This window comes from Salipaludibacillus aurantiacus, assembly GCF_900111295.1.
GTDB lineage: Bacteria > Bacillota > Bacilli > Bacillales > Salisediminibacteriaceae > Salipaludibacillus > Salipaludibacillus aurantiacus.
This window is the reverse complement of record NZ_FOGT01000008.1, coordinates 1-19880: the sequence shown is the minus strand read 5'-3', so window position 1 is coordinate 19880 and position 19880 is coordinate 1. Positions and strand designations below refer to the sequence as shown.

At 36.1% G+C, this 19880-nt stretch carries 17 protein-coding genes; all 17 read right to left on the bottom strand.

Translation table 11 applies throughout. The features are described 5' to 3' along the window. The gene (locus tag BMW59_RS11005; RefSeq protein WP_093051739.1) at positions 1–1179 is read right to left on the bottom strand and encodes a nucleotidyltransferase domain-containing protein; all 1179 of its coding nucleotides are present in this window, start codon (positions 1177–1179) and stop codon (positions 1–3) included. After that, a complete protein-coding gene (locus BMW59_RS11000; protein WP_093051736.1) occupies positions 1172–1648 on the bottom strand; it encodes a lasso peptide biosynthesis B2 protein in 477 nt (158 codons plus the stop codon). Before BMW59_RS11000 ends, BMW59_RS11005 begins: the two co-directional genes overlap by 8 nt. A gap of 24 nt (positions 1649–1672) precedes the next feature. Continuing rightward, a complete protein-coding gene (locus BMW59_RS10995; protein ID WP_093051733.1) occupies positions 1673–1981 on the bottom strand; it encodes a lasso peptide biosynthesis PqqD family chaperone in 309 nt (102 codons plus the stop codon). After that, positions 1978–2910 carry a phosphoenolpyruvate carboxykinase (ATP) gene (locus tag BMW59_RS10990; RefSeq protein ID WP_093051730.1) on the bottom strand — a complete coding sequence of 311 codons (933 nt, stop codon included), beginning with the start codon at positions 2908–2910 and terminating at the stop codon, positions 1978–1980. Before BMW59_RS10990 ends, BMW59_RS10995 begins: the two co-directional genes overlap by 4 nt. Positions 2911–2989: 79 nt before the next feature. After that, on the bottom strand, positions 2990–3145 hold the full coding sequence (locus tag BMW59_RS21390) for a paeninodin family lasso peptide (RefSeq protein WP_143051223.1): 156 nt from the start codon (positions 3143–3145) through the stop codon (positions 2990–2992). Beyond that, on the bottom strand, positions 3105–5093 hold the full coding sequence (locus tag BMW59_RS10985) for an asparagine synthase-related protein (protein ID WP_093051727.1): 1989 nt from the start codon (positions 5091–5093) through the stop codon (positions 3105–3107). Before BMW59_RS10985 ends, BMW59_RS21390 begins: the two co-directional genes overlap by 41 nt. Before the next feature lie 313 nt (positions 5094–5406). Beyond that, positions 5407–5538, bottom strand: a complete 132-nt coding sequence (locus BMW59_RS21385) for a paeninodin family lasso peptide (RefSeq protein WP_143051222.1) — start codon at positions 5536–5538, stop codon at positions 5407–5409. Positions 5539–5575: 37 nt separating this feature from the next. Beyond that, positions 5576–7513: an asparagine synthase-related protein gene (locus BMW59_RS10980; RefSeq protein WP_093051724.1), complete on the bottom strand. Its 1938-nt coding sequence runs from the start codon at positions 7511–7513 to the stop codon at positions 5576–5578. Between the two features lie 92 nt (positions 7514–7605). Then, positions 7606–8640 (bottom strand): UDP-glucose 4-epimerase GalE, encoded by a 1035-nt coding sequence (gene galE, locus BMW59_RS10975; RefSeq protein WP_093051721.1) that lies wholly within the window; start codon positions 8638–8640, stop codon positions 7606–7608. A gap of 64 nt (positions 8641–8704) precedes the next feature. Then, positions 8705–9766, bottom strand: coding sequence for an acyltransferase family protein (locus tag BMW59_RS10970; protein ID WP_342740112.1), 1062 nt, complete (start codon positions 9764–9766; stop codon positions 8705–8707). Between the two features lie 61 nt (positions 9767–9827). After that, entirely contained in the window at positions 9828–11768 is a 1941-nt protein-coding gene (locus BMW59_RS10965; RefSeq protein WP_093051715.1) for a hypothetical protein, read from the bottom strand. Between the two features lie 122 nt (positions 11769–11890). After that, positions 11891–12880: a glycosyltransferase gene (locus tag BMW59_RS10960; RefSeq protein ID WP_093051713.1), complete on the bottom strand. Its 990-nt coding sequence runs from the start codon at positions 12878–12880 to the stop codon at positions 11891–11893. Between the two features lie 79 nt (positions 12881–12959). Continuing rightward, positions 12960–14753, bottom strand: a complete 1794-nt coding sequence (locus BMW59_RS10955) for an ABC transporter ATP-binding protein (RefSeq protein WP_093051711.1) — start codon at positions 14751–14753, stop codon at positions 12960–12962. Between the two features lie 80 nt (positions 14754–14833). After that, positions 14834–16021, bottom strand: coding sequence for a glycosyltransferase (locus BMW59_RS10950; protein WP_093052181.1), 1188 nt, complete (start codon positions 16019–16021; stop codon positions 14834–14836). A gap of 2 nt (positions 16022–16023) precedes the next feature. Further along, complete coding sequence (locus BMW59_RS10945; protein WP_245733068.1) at positions 16024–17280, bottom strand: glycosyltransferase; 1257 nt, start codon at positions 17278–17280, stop codon at positions 16024–16026. Then, the gene (locus tag BMW59_RS10940) at positions 17277–18698 is read right to left on the bottom strand and encodes a hypothetical protein (protein WP_093051709.1); all 1422 of its coding nucleotides are present in this window, start codon (positions 18696–18698) and stop codon (positions 17277–17279) included. The genes BMW59_RS10945 and BMW59_RS10940 overlap by 4 nt, the downstream gene beginning before the upstream one ends. A 55-nt stretch (positions 18699–18753) precedes the next feature. After that, positions 18754–19779: a glycosyltransferase family 2 protein gene (locus tag BMW59_RS10935; RefSeq protein ID WP_093051706.1), complete on the bottom strand. Its 1026-nt coding sequence runs from the start codon at positions 19777–19779 to the stop codon at positions 18754–18756. Between the last annotated feature and the right edge of the window lie 101 nt (positions 19780–19880).

Sequence of the window (19880 nt, the reverse complement as noted above, 5' to 3'; positions counted from 1 at the left end):
CTAAGTTACCGCTTGTTTCCTCGTTTTCCTCCATGCCCATAAAAACGGCCGCAATGGAAAATACAAAAAATGAAGCGGTTTTGGTAACGGCATTGTCTCGGCATCTTCGGGGTAAGGGTATAGAAAACTGAGCAAAAAAACGGCCTTCTGCGGGTAAGACATCAGTGAAAATAAATAGTGTTTATGGTACTCCGAGACCTCTTCCGGCACGGGATCCGTATGAAGGTTGACCATATTTTTAAAGTAATAAAATGCCCGATCCGCAAGTTTTTCAGACCTTTTCTTAAAGCGGAACGACCCTTTTCCTTCCGGTATGGCGGTATTCATTAAAATGGCCGATAAGCGTAATGCCTGCTCTCCAATATGAACGCTGCCAGATGCTTTTAATAACTTTTTCAGAAGGACCTGGTCGAGAGCTTGTCCTGTGAGCTGGTGAATATCACAGAGCCAGCGCAGTCTTGACCAGCCATGCCGAGCTCCATGTAAAGCGAGAAAGACAAACAAATCTTCTTTCCCGAGGGTACAGACAGGCGTTTCCGTAAAGGTGCCGGTCTTTCTGCGCGCCCATAAGTCGTTAAAATCAGGTTCTTTGCCTGGACCCGGATGAAGCCGCCAGTGAACTTCCAGTTTTGTTCCTTTATCAGGATGATAATATGTGACATGATGGTGGCGCCATTTCCAGTCATTTAAGACAGTTCGGATATAGTCTTCTTTCTCGTATCCATGTTTTTCAAGAAGCTTCTCTGCTGTCTCCAAATCCTGGCCTTGAATAAGAAAATCAAGGTCATTTGAGGTACGGAGAGAATAATCACCGTAAAGTTCCCGGGCAAGATGGGGGCCTTTTAAAAAAAGAAGCCGAATGTTATTTTCAGTGAACAATTTATTTATAAACGCTGTCTCTCCACATAAGTGGAGCATATTAAACGTATTTTGCTGATAGTAGTGAAAGAGCGTTTCGACCACAGAGGGAGGAAACACCTTTCCTTTCTGCTTTTTAATCTCAGGGTATAATAAAGGATAAAGCCGGTGATGCACACATAATTCTATAAACAGATCCCAGTTTATCGTTGTGAGGAGCCGGGGATTCTGGTAAACGTCATGGTTTCTCTCTTGAAGTAAGGCAAGTATAAGTTTTAATTCCTGTGGCAGTTGTCTTAAACCGAGTGCCTGATTATCCATAGTTTTCTCCTTGAATCGGTTTGCGGCTTTTTTTGTTGGCAAACATGCTTACGACAGTGAACTTATCCATTCCTTCCGAGCCGCAAATAAAGTAGGGGCCGCTCCGCAGCCAGGCGTGCGCAATAAGATTTCCCTTTTCGTCCTTTGCTGTGCCTAAATACATCGTGCTTCCAATCCGTCGCCTTTCCAGCATTTTCATGGCAGCAATGGCTTTGACAAGACATTTGCTCTCCCAAAAAGTATATTTGCTCATCATATGAATGGCTTGTGACACACGCGCCAAGTCTTTCTTTGCCTCTGAATCAGCAAGCAGCTGAGGCGTCTCCTCCATATACTGTCCTAAAGATGGCGCCACTTTAGAGAACGGTTTTTGTTTTAATATCCGGGCCCAGCCTAAAAACAAAAATGCTTCGATCATAAGCAGCTTTGATTCGAGGTTTAAGGACAAAAACGCCTTTATTTTTCTCATCTTCAAAGTCCTTCCTGTAAGAAACTAAACAGCGGCTTCAGGATCTTCCAGCTGTACTAACCCTTCTTCCGATAACCGTTTTAAAAAGGAAAACACGTGCTCTTTACACTCTTCGTGACTCACCTCGTACTCTGATAATAAGGTGTTAATCACCTTTTCAATTACGACAGGCTCCTCAACAAGCTCCCAAATCGCTCCGCCGATTTCTCCAAGGTTATAATACTTACCGTTTTTAATACTAAGCATGACCTTTTCTCCATCCATATCGCTGACAATATTTCCTTCGTTTTGGCTGACAATGTGTTTAAGAGATACTGGCTGGTTTTTAATCATATGGCCACCTCCTCAGTAATTGCAGATAAAATGCGTGATGATAACTCCTGGGCAGTAAACGATGAAACAGGGCGGCGGATCTGGTAAAAGTCTATTTTTTTAACTATACTGGCGCTCATTTGAAAGTGCCATTCGAGTAACCCGGAAGGCCGGATTATAAAATTCCGGTACGTATGATAGAACAATTTATGGAACCGTTCTAAATGGTCCACAGGCTCCAATGCAACCTCTTTCGCTTCTGTTTTTACCAGCTCATAAACACCGGCAAGAGGCAGCGGTTCTGAGGCAAATCGGTCCGGTACTGGAACAGCGAACTTCGTTTCCCTGTCAATGATCGGACGTAATTGGGTGGAATCCATACCAAATGCGGTTAAGCTTTCCTGCCATAGTTTTTGCTGCGGATAAGCTGGCGTCACTACCGGATAGCCTTCTTTGTTTAAAGAAACCGGGATCACATCGTCACTTAGGAGTTTATATCCCCGGTTTAGAAACGCTGAAGCAAGTGTCGATTTCCCTGCTCCCGAATCCCCCACAATCGCATACGCTTTGCCGTTAATGGCAATCGCGCTGCCGTGTAACGGAAGAATACGCCTTTGCAACAGGATCGCTCCCATACATGTGCCAAGCAGGAAAAGGCGGAGATAATCGTCTGATCGTTCGTTTAAGGCCTGGACGCCTATATTTTGCCCCTCAGATATAGAGAAAATGGCGGTATCCGGAACCTTGAACATAATAAGATTTTCATTTATAACAAAATGGCCAGTTGGAGTTGCTGATTCTGCCCATAAGTCATTAAGATCGGCTCTGCGAATATAGATGTCCACCACCTCATTTGGCCCTGAACGCTTAGGGAGCTCAGGCAGGCAGAAGTCACTGGAGATATTAAAGCCGAACGCATGGTAAAAAGGTTTTAGTTGAGTTTGGCTCATTTTTTTGTTCCTTTCTGTTAGAGTCCATCAACCTGAAAGTCACCCTTATACAGCTTTGTATAAGGGCGCCGCTCATACCCTAACTGCACATATTACTTTTATTGGATCTGCCGTCATGTGTTTCAAAATCCTGATTGTTTGTACAATAGCTGTCATCAATAGCATTACCAGGTCCGCCTTTAGTCATTGACAGATCAAGTACTTCCAATGAAGGCTCTTTCCATGTCTTTTTCATAATAATCACCCCCTTTTTCCACTTGCTGTATGAACCGGGAAACGATTAAACTGCGGGTCAGAATCTTAAAATCATTGCTGAAAACGAGGTTTGGCGCTGGTACGTTTGGTAAATCCGATAACGCCCGCTTTAAGACATTCACATCAATAAAATACGAGGTCGCGGGATTATCAACGAGATGCTGTAACTCTGTTACAAAGGCATTCCATTCTGGTTTCATCCTCTCGATAACATCACCTCCTTGAAAACCTCTCGTATGCTGGTTCAGTCTGATTGAATCAGGAAGCAGGTCTTTTGTTGCTCTCCGGATCAGGGAGCGTTCCATCCCCCCTGTCACGTACTGTTCATGGGGAATTGATAAGCAGAAACGTATCACCCGCAAATCGTTCGTCGGATCTCTCTCCCACATCGCATATCTAAGCGATAACTTGGTGGTGATGACTCCGGTTTTATTCCAGGAATAATGGTGAGTAAAATGTTGGTGCCGTAAGTAAGTTTCGTCATATCCATGATTGTCCAGCAATTGACTTCCTTTAAGTTTTTCAAATACATCCGTCTTTTTTGCCAGTTCAGGACTGATAAACTGCGCAAAAGGTAATTCATCTGATTGCCGGGTTTTCCTCGAACGGAGTCCCCTTTTTACAATAAAAGGTATCACGACTGACTTACCAGTTTGGAAATGGCGGCAATAGTCGTCTATTTCGCGATATAAGCGGCTCCACTTCCCTTTTTTTAACAGATTATTATAATAATCAAAAGTTAACTTCCTGGATCCCCATGAGATGGAATGATTTCCTCTCGCGCCGTTCAGAAGAATTTTTATGCCTTGCTGTTGAGCTTCTTTATTAATCCCCATCGCCCAAAACGAATTCCCGAAAAATTTATAGGGCATTTCCATCAATTCAAGAAAGCTGTCTACTTCAGATAAAGGGCTTTTTCCTTCAAAACTCAAATAGCTGGGGTTTATATTTCCGATATGAGCTACTGCTTGACGTATAAATATAGATTCATCAGGATTCAAATAGTGGGGTGTCCAATCCTGAAATCCTTTTTTAGGAATAAAACTGAATGTGTGAAGCTGCTTATTTTCTTTCTTTAACTCCCGGGCGGCAAAACCGGCGACTGAGCCGGAGTCCAGGCCGCCGCTTAATTGTGAACCGACTTTGCCATAAGTACGCAGACGGTCCTTAACTGCCCTTCCGAATACATCCCTGAATGCTTCTTCATATTCTGCATCTGATTTTAATTTTATTTTTTCGTTTAAATTTAAAACATTATATCTGGAAAGCCTTACTCCCCTCTCACATACAGAAATACTGTGAGATGGAGGAACCTGCATGATCCTTTCATAAACGGTATGATTCATGTCTACTGCCTCGACCATCCCTGGAATAGCGAGAAACTCAGCCATCCACTCCTCCTTAACCTTCTTGTCAATCCCAGGAAGTGTAAACAACGGTGCTATAAGAGTGGAGAATGCCAACCGCCCTTCTTTAAAGCAGTAATAAAGTGTACGAGCTCCGGAGAAATCTCTTGCTCCAAATAGCCTCTGCTGTCTCTCATCCCAGATCATAAATGCAAAATCACCGACTAACTGTTTCGGTGCCTCTTCTCCCCACTTTGAATAAGCTAATAAAATCAGCCTGCTGTCAGGGATGTTTTGTCTATACGCTTTTTCAATTTGTAATTTCTCACACAGTTCTTCTCTGTTATCAATGATGGCATCTGCCGTAATTACTAACTGCCTCTCATAATCGTAATAAGGCAACGGTTCACCAACTGATTCAGGGGTTATCCATTGAGCATGGCATCCAAGAAACGCATTAGATTTTTGCCAGCCTCGGACATCATCAGCCGGAAAACACTCAAACCCCTTCATCAAGTCGGTGGTTTGCTCATTGGAAACAGGGCTGTTATTAAAATGGATCAGACCGGCTATTGCGCTCATGGTTCCCTCCTTTTACCCAGCAGCAAAGTTAGTTTTGTCATATCTTTTTCGATTTTTGTGCTCAATAAAGAACAAAAAGTGTATAAAAAAATTCACTAACTACAATGTGTTGTGAATAAAGAAAGCATTTGTTCGTTATGGAGAATGTCGTCTTATGTAAAAAATATCACTCATTTACGCTAATGTCAATTATTTTTTTACAAAAAAAAGCCTGTATCTTTTTAAAACGGCTCCGGTCTCCACGGCTGCCGTTTTAAAAAAAGATACAGGAATCTAACCAACCTAATTAAGTATCATTTATACCTACTTATAACTAACTGAACGTTATATCACTAAAACTTGTTCCTGCTGAAAAGTCATTGTCCAGATGCTCTCCTTGGTTTCCTAACATCGTCATATTTAAATCAAGCTCTTGCAGTTCAGGTTCTTTCCATTCCTTTTTCATACAATCACCTCCTTTCAGCATTCTTTCAGATGGCGTATTAAAACTTTTGGAGAAACCGGTAGACAATGAGGGCACGCATGATATTTTTATAATCCGGATCGGTCGCACAGTGCTCCTTAGGCCCTTCACATATTTTAATTAAAGCTGCTTTAAGGAGATTTCCGTCGACATACTTTAATATTCTGTCATCGTTGCACATCTGACCGAGTTCCCTTGTTAACTCCTGCCACCGGGGTTTAAGCCTGTAAACCCAATCGGCGCCCTGCACACCTCTGAAACGCTGGTTTAACCTTACTTTGTCAGGCAGATAGTGCTCAGTTGCTCTTCTGATAAGCGATCTGTCCACGCCATCTTTTACAAACTGTTCTTCCGGGACAGATAAACAAAAACGGACGACACGTAAATCATTCGAAGGGTCCCGCTTCCACGTTTGGCTGCTCAGCGACATCTTACAAGTGAAGGTATTGCCTGCATTCCAGGGAAAAATATTTTCAAACAGTTTTCTTCGATCCTCATACATATTTGATTTCTTAAACCAGCCAGTTTTGTTAATACGATGTTGAGCCAGTTTGTTATAAATCCCTGTACGTTGTGCAAATTCTTCGTTTATTAATGGCGGAAGAAACCAAGTATCATTTTTAGAGAAGAATAGATCAAGCATTGGGTGTCCCCGTCTTAAGATAAGCGGGATCCGTCGTAAACGAGGCCCGCCTACAGTGAGACTATAATGATTTAATTCTTGGAAAAGCTTTATCCATTTAAATTTGTTTAATAAAACCGCGTAATAATCGAGAGCTGAGCCCCATGAGATAGAAAAGTTGCCTCTGTCCCCATTCAGCAGCACCCCAACCCTATGTTCAGCAGCTTTTTCAAACATTCCTTTAAGCCAAAATGAGTTTTCATGAAACTTATAAGGCATCTCTACAGTTTGAAGCATCTCATCGATTTCGGAATAAGAATCTTTCCTTTTAAAATCAAAATAATGATCTTTTATACCGCCGATATGCTCGACCGTTTCTTTAATAAACGGCCTTTCATCGGGAATTAAATGCCTGGGTGTGAAATCATCAAAGCCATCTACAGGGACGTAGCTGAAGGTGTGTAACTGCTTATTTCCTGCCTGCATCTGTTTTGCTGCGAAACTTGTAACCGCTCCTGAATCCAGCCCTCCGCTTAACTGTGAACCAACTGGACGAAAGGTCCGCAATCTGGAATTGACTGCTTTCTGAAAGACTTCCTGAAAGGCTTCTACATACTCCTCATCTGATTTAAAATGCAATGTTTTTTCAGGATGCAAGGAACAATACCTGGTCAATTTCATTCTGTTGTTTCTTACCGTAATACTATGGGAAGGAGGCACTTGAAAGATGGTGTTGTATGGGGTGGTATCCGCTCCTGCAGTATCTATCATTCCGGTAATTGCAAGGTATTCAGCCAGCCACTCTTCATTCAGACTCTTTCTTATATACGGCAAAGCCAGCAAAGGCTCAATTGTCGTACAGAAGGCGAACCGCTGGCGGCCGAAATAATAATAGAGTGTTCTTGTACCAGTGAAATCCCTCGCACCGAACAGCGTCTTCCTCCTGTCGTCCCAAATCATAAAAGCAAAATCACCTATTAAATGTTTCGGTGAGTCTTCTCCCCATTTTTCGTAGGCCAGTAATATTAACCGGCTGTCCGGAATGCTTTCTCTTACTTTTTGATCCACCTGAAGCGCACCAAATAATTCCTCGCGGTTATCAATGATTGCATCAGCTGTAATCGCTGTTTTCCTGTCTTCGCAGTAAAATGGGAGCGGTTCTCCGACTGATTCCGGTGTGATCCACTGAGAGAGGCACCCCAGGAACGTGCTCTCTTTGCACCATGCCTTCATATCATCCGCAGGAAATTGTGCCAATGTTTTCATCATGGCACCCGAGTGCTCTTCTGGCACCTGCTCATTATAGAAGTGCTGTATACCAGCAATTGCGCTCATCGGTTCCTCCTCATCACAAATACTTCTGTTATATACTTTTATAAAAATAAAAAAGCATCTCACTAATTGAGATGTTATGATTACGTTTCATATTAAGAAGTAGATGCTTGTTTTCTTGTTTCATACCCATTAGGGTTACTGGTTTGCCATTTCCAAAAATCCCTGCACATATCATGAAGATCTTTACCAGCTGTCCAATTAAGCTCCTTTTCTGCTTTGGCCGGGTCTGCGTAACTGACTGCTATATCACCTGGCCGCCTGGTCTGAAGCTCATATGGGATCGACTTTCCTGTTACCTTTTCAAAAGCTTGAATGACTTCAAAAACACTGTAGCCTTTCCCTGTACCAAGATTATAAGCTTCAATCCCTTTATTCGTTAATATAATCTCAAGAGCTTTTAAATGTCCGATTGCCAGATCAACGACATGAATGTAATCTCGTACCCCTGTTCCATCATGGGTAGGATAGTCATCTCCAAATACATTTAGTTTTGGGAGCTTTTTCGCTGCCACCTGGCTAATGAACGGAACCAGATTATTAGGAATGCCATTAGGATCTTCACCAATCTTGCCACTCCTATGAGCACCAATTGGGTTAAAGTAGCGTAATAAGGCAATACTCCAATTTTGATCAGATTGATAAATGTCTCTCAAAATTTCTTCAATCATTAATTTTGTCCTGCCGTATGGATTTGTTGCTTGCAGCGGAAGGTCTTCATGTAATGGGACGCATTGCTGCAGTCCATAGACAGTAGCAGAGGAACTAAAGACCATGTTGTTGACCTCAAACTTCTCCATCACATGACAAAGATTCAGTGTTCCCGTGATATTGTTATGATAATAAGTAAGAGGTTTGCTAACCGATTCTCCAACTGCCTTTAACCCTGCAAAATGAATCACTGCTGAAATCTTATTTTCAGCGAACACAGCTGTTAACCCTTCTCGATCCAGCAAGTCTATTGCGTACACAGGAAAATCTTTATTACTAATCTCACGAACACGCTCTAATGCTTCAGGCTTGCTGTTTGAGAAATTGTCAACAACAACAATTTCATACCCGGCCTTAAGTAACTCGACACATGTGTGAGTTCCAATATAGCCCGCACCGCCAGTGACTAGTATTTTCATAGTTATTAAGAACCTCCCTTTTTTATTAAATATATTTTACTTTCTAATTTACTAGTATATATTCTTACATGGCTAACTTCTTAATACCTTTTTTGCCCACCCTACTCTCAACTTTGAAAGGCATCACCCGACCTACTAAGTATGGACCTAATTTAAATCGATTAAATAGATACCCTGTTAAAATAGAGAAAAAGATTGTTAATAAAAACACAGCAAAAGAATAAGTAAGAAGGTTAAAAAAAGGTGGTGGTTCTATATATCTGAAAAGAGTGATAAAAAGCACGTTCAATAAATAAATATTAAATGAATAGTTGCTAATCATTACGACTACTTTTGGAACATTCCTAATTCGGTTCGAAAAATATATGATTAAAAATATCATTGAGCCAGCATATAAAAGCATATCAAGTCTTTGGGATATATATTGCAATTGGAAAGTACTGTTATTTATAAATATAACGATGAATGAACAAAAAGCTATAACAGCCAGCCATTTAAAACTTAATTTGCTTAAAATCTTGTGATAACTTTTTGCACTATAATACCCTAGAACAAAATAGAAGAGCCAACCAACAAAAGGCACCCTATACCCTATATGCCAAAAGTAACTCGCGAAATTATTATTTGGAGGCTCTAACAAATTAAAATTAAAGAAAGCCAAGTAAACAAAATTAATTAGAAATGCCGTCGGTATAATTAACTTGGGAGACATAACATCTAAATACTTGCTAAAAAACTTATGAAGTAAATAAAATTGAAATATTATTAAAATAAAATATACCGATGATTTCCCCAAGAAAACATTTTCAAGTAAGCTTATAGTAAAGTTTTGAATTGTCCAAATTTCCAAATATAAGATCACATAAACAACATTCATAAATAAAAAAGGTAACAGCAAAATTTTTACCCTTTTCTTCATAAAACCCTTTGGCAGGGTATTACTATATTTATTTGCTAATAGAAATTCTGATAAAAAAACAAAAACCGGCATTCCGAAGAGCATCATCATATACAATACATAAGTTGCTGAGTGATATAAGGTATTTTCATAAAATACAATATACCCGCTATAAAAAGCATGACCTAAAGTGACAGCTAAACACCCTATACATCTTAGCCAAAATATCTCATTTATAAAATGGTTTCCATTCTTAATTGATAGCCCTCCTTACTCAATTACATTAGCTCTAACTATTCCTTATCTCCTTCATCCTTGTCTTAAATCGATTTTTAAACAGTATTTTTATACTTACTATTTTTCTCTTAGTACGTCTTAAATTATTTAAAAAAACCTCCAGTTTAGGGGTATGCAACTTTATTGATGCCTCCCACCAGATGTATTTTAATTTTGGTTTTTCTAAAACGAGTACCTTAATATAGTCAAATATATTTATTTTAGGAACTAGAGATTCATGCACAGATGAAGATGGATCATCATCATGCAACACTTTTGAATATAGTCTTGCTATCTCTTTTGTTGGGTATCTGTAAAAGTATTCAAGGTTTTTAAGTGTCCAGTCCTTTATTTCCGACTCCTCTAATTTAATATTACTATTGATTATTTGATTAGAAAATTCTGCAACAATATTTTGTTGAGTGTCTAACCCCCAACTCATTAGCGCCTTATTAACTTTTTCCTTTAAAACAGGGTTTATGTTGTTATTTTCCTTTGAATATCCAAGGAGAGTACCATGGTCAGCATAAACAAAAGACTCAAAAACCGGAATAAAATTTACTGGTCTATTAGTAAATTGATATAAAAATTCATTATTTGAATATTTCTGATTATTCACTAAATGATAATAGAACCCATGTAATTGTACGTCTTTTTTTTCATAATGAAGAATTTTAGATAAAGAATATTGTAATCTCCCGTGCCATCCTATATCCACAATTCCGATTGAGGAATAATCAAAAAAACCTTCTTGATTTAAATATTCCATAAAAACAGTTCTTCTATCTTTTGAATTTCTATAGATATTCTGCCTCAGCATTTCATCATTTTTAATATAGTTTTTAATAGTGCCCAAATCATAATTATTTAGCTTTTCTTCTTGTTTTTTTGTTATTCCATAAGATAATAACCCTTCTTTATAATAATCATAATTGCACTCTAACCTATTAAATATTTTGTTTAAGGTAATTGATTTCTTATCGTAAAAGATCCAATCAAAAGAGAAATCATCTATTTGGTTACATATCCCCGCTAAGTGCCACGCTTTCCTTGAGGCATACAGGTATCTGCAATCTATGCTAGTAAAATGCTTTTCTTGAATTACTTTTGCAATTTTCAACAGAATTTGACCGTCTCTGGATAGAAAATATAGCCTTCTTAATCCCTTATCATTTGCATTTTTTAATATTTCATAGACGTGTATAAATAATAGTGGTGCAATAATACTACTTGAAACATTAATTAAAGCTTTTTCACCTTTATCAGCTTGATAATTTAACCTCACATTCTTTGAGGTACCAAAATATTTTAAAACCTCATCACTATTTGAATTTATCTTTCTCTCATATAAATTAAGATGAGATTTCGTATAGTAAACCGTGTGAATACCTAATGATTCTGGCACTTTAAAATCTGAGTTATAATTGTCTCCTGTATGGCATAGCTCGTAAGCATTAATTTTTAAATCTTTTAACACATGTTTAAATAAATTCCCGCTTTTTTTTGTTAATCTTAGCTCAGATGATACAAATAACGTGTAATTTGTTATCCCCACAACTTGAGTAATTATTTTCTCGATAAAGTGTTGTTCAAAATAAGTATCAGTTATAATAACTGGTTCTCTTTTGGTTAATATTAAATTACTGTTTTCTTGTATAGGTATGAGATTTTTAAATTCAATCTCATATTCAACCCTAATAATTTCCAGTATTTTTTCCTTCGAGAAATTTAAAACTTTATTTAATTCCTGATAAATGTCATAAATATTTATTTCCTCATAAGGTGATAATTTTCTAGCCTGAATTTCAGCCTCCACTCTTAAGTCAAAAAAATTAATTGAATCATCTATAGCATTCACTTCTTTTAATTTTTTCTCTAAAATAAAAAAAATATCTGTGGGTTTCAAAGTTTTCCTTGTTACTAATGTGTCAAATAAATCGTACGAGTATATCAAAATATTCGCCCTCCTGTATGTCCAGGATGTTATAATTTTGTTTAAGTTTTTCCATATGTTTCAAGCTGCCAAAAAACCTCCTTTGACTATGTAAAGGAGGTAATAGATTAATTTGTAGCTATTCAATTTTTCATACTTATTATTTGGCCTTTTTTATCAGACAACTTAATTAGTACTTTATATGAGGAAGAGTTCATTTTAGTTAAAGTTAGTATAAATTTCACTTTATAAGGTAAGTTTTTCAATTGAATAATTTGAGTATAGTAATGATTAAGAATTTTTGTAACAGTATAGTATTCTTCTTTAAATTCTCTCTCTCTATTATTTAAAATAATTAAATTTAATATTCTCATAGCATTATTAGCCAACTTATATGCAACTAGATGTCTCAATTCATTATAATATAAATCAATAAATTTATACATTTCGTCATAGATTATAACACTGTCTATTCTGATATTTTTCTTTGCTAAATCCATTGTGCTATTCTCTCTTTTTATATAATGGTACAGGGGCTCCCCAATAGTGCAAACTTGATTACTTTTATTTATAACTTGATAAGTAAAATCTGTATCTTCATGGATTATACCTTCTTTAAATCTGATATTTTCTAGTATTTCTCTTTTAATTAACTTAGTCCAGACCACTTCATCGTACAACTCCGATTCAAGCATTGCTCTCATAGCCTCACTTTTATTATGAATGAGTAGAGAATGACCACCATTTACTAAAGTTTTTGTTTTGTAATGGACAATACTTGAGCAATTTCCTATTTCACATTTATTTTCTTTGCACATTTTATAAAGTAATTCATACATTCCCGGTTCAATCCAGTCATCGCTGTCTACAAAACCTACGTAGTCACCTTGCGCTATCTCTAATCCCGCATTCCGCGCACTGGACAGACCTCCGTTTTTCTTATGAACTACCTTAATTCTTTCATCACTTTTAGAATATTCATCACAAATCTTACCGCAGTTGTCAGGGCTTCCATCATTAATTAATATTAATTCAAATTCTGTAAAAGTTTGATCTAATATTGAATTAATACATTTTCGTATATAAGGTTCAACTTTGTAGACTGGAACAATGATACTTATTTTAGGCTGCACAAATTTTTACTCCCTTCTTTATTTCAGTTAACAATACCTTTCTTATTAAGAACGACCAACCGAGAAAAGCCCTTTTTCATCACCTATTTGAGACTTGATCTCTAGTCAAAATAAAAGCCTTTTCTTTCCTTTGGTTTATTGAAACTAATTTTCCGTTGTTTATTTTAAAGAGGATATCGCAATTTTTAATTGTACTTAACCTGTGAGCAATAATAATTACCGTTTTTTCACCTTTTAATCCATCAATAGCTTTCATTATTTCTTTTTCTGTCTCATTATCTAGAGCTGACGTTGCTTCGTCCATGAATAGGATCTCCGGATTGTGGTATAGTGCTCTTGCAATTCCTATCCGCTGCCGCTGGCCTCCTGACAATCTAACTCCCCGTTCGCCAACTTTTGTATTTAATTGATCGGGCAAAGATTTGACGAATTCTTTTAATTGTGCTTGTTCTAAAGCTCTCCAAACCTCGTTTTCATCTATTTGAGCCTCTTCAATCCCAAAAGCTATATTCCCACGAATCGTACCATCAGAGAGAAATATTGATTGAGGGATATACCCAATTTTTTGCTGCCATACAGATTTTTGGTCAATTAGTTGTTTACCATCAACTAAGACATCGCCTTTGCTTGGATTTAATAATCCTAGTATTATATCGACTAATGTCGTTTTTCCAGCTCCTGACTCCCCAATAAATGCTGCAGACTGACCAATTGGTATGGTTAAAGAAACATTTTTAATTGCTTCTTCTTCCTGTCCAGGATAACGAAAAAATACATTCTTTAACTCTATAGACCTGTTAAATGTACGTTTACCATAATTAATTACTTGTTTTTTAGTGTTAGAGAGCTTTTCATTTGAGGTATTTTTGATTAAATCATCGTAAATGATCGTTAATGCAGGACGATTGTATCGAATGGCTGTAACCATTGCCACGACACGATTTATAGATGGCATTAAACGGAAGGCGGCCATAGCAAACAGAGCCATAGTAGATACTATCTGTGCAGTCGTGGTGCCTTGCAGCATAATAATTAACATTGTCAAAAGGACCACAGAGACTAGTAACGTTTCTATAAACAAACGCGGGACTTGTTCCAACATCTTCATGTACCGGCTATTATTAGCTTTGATTTGACTCTGTCTGGTATACGCATTAACAAAGAAGTTTTCTTTTCCTGATACTTTTACTTCTTTACTGGCTCCAAGTCCTTGATTCACCCATTTAATCATCGTCCCGTTAACTTTTTGCTGTTCTTTACCCAGGTCGCTAATCTTTTTCCGGAATATCCTAAAAAATATAAAAACACTTCCGCCTAATAAGACCGAAGCTGTGAATGTGGCTAATGGTGCCGTTATAAATAGTAATATTAAAATGCAGCCTATGACCAATATTTCTGTAAACAGTTGGAAGCCGGATAAGATAATCCCTTGAAAAACCTTTGATACCTCTCCATTTACATTTCGTAAAAGATCAGCCGTATTACGCTGCAAGTGAAACGTATATGGTTTTATCAAATATTCTTTTAAAAGATTTCTTGATAGTTTGACTTGCTGGTTTAAAATAACTCGGTATTGTACGTAGTGAAATAAAAGTAAATACAAATTTTTCAAAATAAACACTGCTAATAATATAATGACAGCAAATATTAGAAAGGCAGAAGTTGATTGAAAGTTCATTGTTACATACAAATAGTTTAAAATCGCTTGTTCTTGAACAACTTCCGGGTTAGTGATGATACTTACAAACGGAACAATAAGACCAATTCCAATTGTTTCAAAAATAGCTGCAATAACCATCATTATAAATAATAAAATTAATTTCTTTTTTTCCCGTTTGTTAAAGAGCCTTAATACTTTTTTTATATCTTTCATTTCCTCACACCTTTAATATGTGACTTATGATTTAAATAGCGTTTAATCAGGTGGATTTACATGTTCGTCTGAAACTTTTATTACAGGGAATGTATTTTTTTAAGTTCATCATTTTTCAAATGACCGGTTTCATTATTCAACCTTATTTCGAAACTTCTTGATAACTCCTCATTATCTATTAATCTTTTTAGTCCTTCATAAATGCCATCTTCACTTATATTTACAATCAGCCCAGTCTCACCATTTTTAATATGTTCCCCCGCTCCAGTAAAATTTGTTGTTACGATAGGTTTGTTTAAATGTCTGGCTTCCGCAAGAGTAATACAATATCCTTCATGCCTGGAACACTGAACATATATATCGCACTGATCCATATAACGGTATGGATTAGTATCTGAGCCAAGTAAAATAAATTTATTTTCAAGGTTGTATGTTTTAATTAATTTTTCATAATCATCGCGGTATTTACCTTCTCCTACACAGTACCATCTGACGTTATAACCCTCACTTATTAACCGGGCCAAAGCTTTAATAGCCAAATCCAGCCCTTTTTCTTTAGTTAATCTCCCAACAGTAAGTATTCTTTTACCATCAAAAACATCATCGAACCCTTTTCCTTCTTTTGCTAATTGCTTAATTCTATTAGGAGAGATTAAATTATAGAAAACTTCTGTTTTTTTCTTAATGCCAGGAACGGTTTTTATTACTTTATTTTTTGCTTCTTCCGAGACGACAAAAATCTTATCAAACTTGTCATAATTTTTATTAGCAAATGCTTTATCAAACCCTATTTTTGTAATATCAAAGTGGATCCATTGAACTTTCTTCTTAGCAGTTATTTTGTTTAAAACAAAATAGCTTATGAAGTCCATTGGACCTGCATAAGCTACCGCGATATCGTAGTCGTTATCAATTTGAGGGTAATTTTTTAATAAATAATCAAATAAAAAGCTTTTGTTCTTCTTAAACTTAGATACAAGATAATAAGTTGAAAAGCAAATAGATTTAATTAACTTCCCCTTTTTTATATAATCCATACTCGTAACTCTTGGAGGGTTATGGATTACAGGTTTAATAAGATCGTAGTTCTTTAAATAGCGCACTTTAACGTTTAATGGAACCGAATCTAGGAAACCTCCATATTCCTCAAGCATCAATATAGTAATATCATATTGATCTTCCGGCAGCTCTCTAACCATATCCAAAAGAGCTTTTTCAGTCCCCCCGATGTTCATGTTGATGAGCGTAAATAACACTTTCTTTTTCATCATTAGCTCACACTTTCATTGTAATTTACTAATTCATAGAACTTTGCCAGTTCTTCAGTATTCCCTTTCTTCTCGTTTCTTAAGTAAGAAATAATCTCTTCCTTCAGTTGTTTATTTTGAATAAGTTCAATAATTCCATTGCCTACAGCTTCTGCGTTCATGTCTACTACAAGCCCGTTTTTCCTTTGTACCATTTGATTATAAACAGCATCAAATTCTGTTGTAACGACAGGTACATTAAGCATTCTCGCCTCTGCTATCGCTAAGCCGAAACCTTCAAATTTAGATGTTTGAACGTAAATATCTGCACCTTTAATAAACGGATAAGGATTCGCTTCCACACCAAGCAAAATGAAATGGTCTGATAACCCTCTTTCTTTTATTTTGTTTTCTATCTCCTCTTGAAGCGGGCCTTTCCCTAATGCGTACCATCTGAAATGTATTCCAGCTTCAATTAATTTTTCACAGGCCGCTAAGGCAATGTCGTATCCCTTTTGAGGCGCCAACCTTCCTATAGTCAAAATTTTCAGGCCATTAAAATTATCTTGGAACCCTATTCCAATATCAGCCATTTTCCTGATGAATGCAGGATTATTTATATCGTAAACAACTTTAATTACATTTGCATATTCAGGAAAAGTCTCGAGGAATACTTTCTTTGTGGATTCTGAGACAGCAACAATACTATCAAATTTATCATAATAGTCTTTTTGAAATTGCTTTTCTTTTTCCTCCAAACGATAGCTGACATTGACCCAGGCTAATTTCCGTTTTGCTTTTATTTTTTCTGCTACATAAAATGTAGGAACGCCCTGGGCATAACTTATTGCAATGTCATATTTTTTTGGGTTTGCTTCAATCACACTCGATACACTTTCCCAAAATAAACGAGATTTCTGTCTGTTATTGTATTGTTTTTTTCTTAGTTGGACTGAATATTTTAATCTGGAATATAACATCTTTAAATCTCTTTTTTTTATGGAATATTTTATCGCTTTTTTAAAATTCAGATGTGTGAATTTAGTGTATTCCAATGGTTTTAATATTTTCACATCTTCCGGCACAAGCTCTTCAAGTATATTCCCATGAGAAAAAAGCATTAAATCTACAGAGTATGTGGAGTAATCAAGAAGAGACAGTAAAGTAACTAAACTTTTTTCTGCACCTGCACAATCTAATGAATCTATCACAAATATAATACTTTTTTTCTTCATAGGTATCGGATCTCCCAGATAAAAATTTTTAATTATTACTTTCAAGTTAAATATACTGCTTTTCTAATTCTCTTAAGTAAAGATTTTGATAAATCCATATAAGAATTAAACATAACCTTTACTTTAAAAGGTAGATTGCCTCTTAATAAATATATCTGTATAGCAGATAATTCCTTTATCTCTCTTGGGGATTTGCTATTTCTTTTCATTTTTTTGACCAAGCTAATTGATACAAACTTAATTCCGTTAAAATAAAAATGATTCTCAGGATTAAAAATTAAATCGTCTTTTCCCTGGTTATAATTTCTTTTTTTGGTAACTATATTGGTTGCTTCTTTTAAATTTGAAAGTGAATCATGTTGTACAAAATCTAATTCAAAAGTTTCTTTTATTCCGTATGCTGCTAAGACAGAACTATTACCTAAACATATATATTCTTTATTAATCGATTTTTCTTCTAAGCTTTTTTTAAAAAAATCTAAACTCTTAACAAATGATTGATTTTTATACGGTTTGGCATTATTCAGGAAATGCATACTATTATAATTTAACAGGACCTGAGAAAGTTCAATTGTTTGATTATGATCATCTGTTAAAAAAAATGCCTCACTATCACCTTTACTTAATTTTTGCAGTTTTAATTTAGCTTTTTTAAGATTATCAACATTTTCTTTTTCAAAAACTACCATCTGGACCGAACCTGAAGTTTTGAAATTAATTTTAATTTTATCGTCTATCTGTTTGAAATAAGGGTGGTCAATATTATATGTGTTTCTATAAAGTAGAAACATAAGATTTCTTGGGCCCTCGTTTCCTACAAATATGTTTTTCTTATAATATATACCACCGAGTAAATCCAGGATTTGTTTCACTTCATTTTTTTTTGAAGCAACTGACGGAAATAAAATTAAGATACGAGTATTTTTTTTCATCTTACAATATTCATAAGTAATAGCATCACACCATTTACTTTGAAGAGCATCCAGTCCTCTATTAACAAAAAAATTATAACTATAATTAACTTCACTATGTTCGAGCTTTACGGTTTTAACATTCTTATTGTATAGTAGGGCTGCTGTTAAACGATGAGCCCCATCAATCGGTACATTATTAGTTCCCACCGGAATTAATGTCTTACTATCATCAAATCCATTTTTTTTTATTGAATCTAAAGTTGAATGAAAAGATGATAAAAACATATCTATACCTTTCTTTTCAGATCCAACCCCTTCTTCATAATTATTAAATACTCGTAAATGCTCATCATAAAGTCTTAATCCCCAATCGCTTTTTATATTATTTTCTCTGTACCATGCGTAAATATATTTGGCCATGATGTCGAACCTTTTATGATTAATAATATTTATCGGTGCAACCTCTTTGACTTCTTGCGGTTCAATAGTCGCAGTTATTTTAATTTTTTCAACATTTATTTTTTTGGCTAAATCATCATAAGGTATCACATTATGCTTAATAATAATTAAGCCCCCTTTCTTAAATAAAAATAATATAAACCTGTTAATTGATGCGTTCCAATTCAGCAGGAGAAGGGGTAAGCTTTAATTGTCTGAATAACTTATATAACCCCAAAAGTCCTATATAAAAGTAGGGGTGAATAATAAACATCTGCAATTCCATCTTTAAGACATTATCCTTTACTATTGATTTATTAAAGCAATCATGTTTTTTAGTAATATAGTTTTGTATCTCTTTTCTATGGACACCACCAGGATCTTTCTGTCTATTTAAAAAAAGAAGCAGATAATGCTCCAGATGAGTTTTCAGAATCAGTCGGTATGATTCGTTTATTAAATCAGGATAGCGTGATTCGATAAACGCGTGCCTTTCTTTCAATCCTTTGATGATATCCAGGTTTCTCGGAGTGTAGGCGGCGACTATACTGTCATCCCGCTGGTAGTAATAACAGAGCGGCTCGTGTAAAATCACATATCTCTCGGCTCTCTCCATCACCTTATGCGCCCAAAACACATCTTCAAACAGCACCCCTTTTTCGAAAGGGATATCTTCTATCAGACTCGTTTTATAAAGCTTTCCCCAGGCAAAATTCTTCACCCGTTCATTAATGACCAGTTCAGTCATAAGCTCATAGTTATTCAAAATAACCGGCGGCTCATCTTTTGCGTAATAACGGTTGTCATAAAGCAGATAATCGTCGTGTGCATAATAAAAAGCTGATTGCACCACATCAGCTTCATACTTCAAACTATAGGCCACCAGCTTTTCCACCATGTTGTCTTCCAGCCAGTCGTCACTGTCTACAAAGAGAGTAAATTTCCCGGTTACGTACTGTGCCCCATAATTCCGGGCATCAGATAAGCCGCCGTTTTTTTTATGAAAGGCTTTGATTCTGCTGTCTTTGGCAGCATAGTTATCGGCAATTTTTCCGCAGTTATCAGGGGACCCGTCATCCACAAGAATAATTTCCAATTGTTTATAAGTCTGGTTAATAAGGCTCTGAATACATCGGTCAATATATTTTTCTACTTTATATACAGGAACAATGATGCTCACTAAGTGTTCCATTATTGTTCCTCCTCGTATATTATATTTAAGCCCATAATTGAGCTTATAAATTTCTTTACACCCAAGGCTTTTTGATTGGGCGTCTCAAGATATTTCTAGAT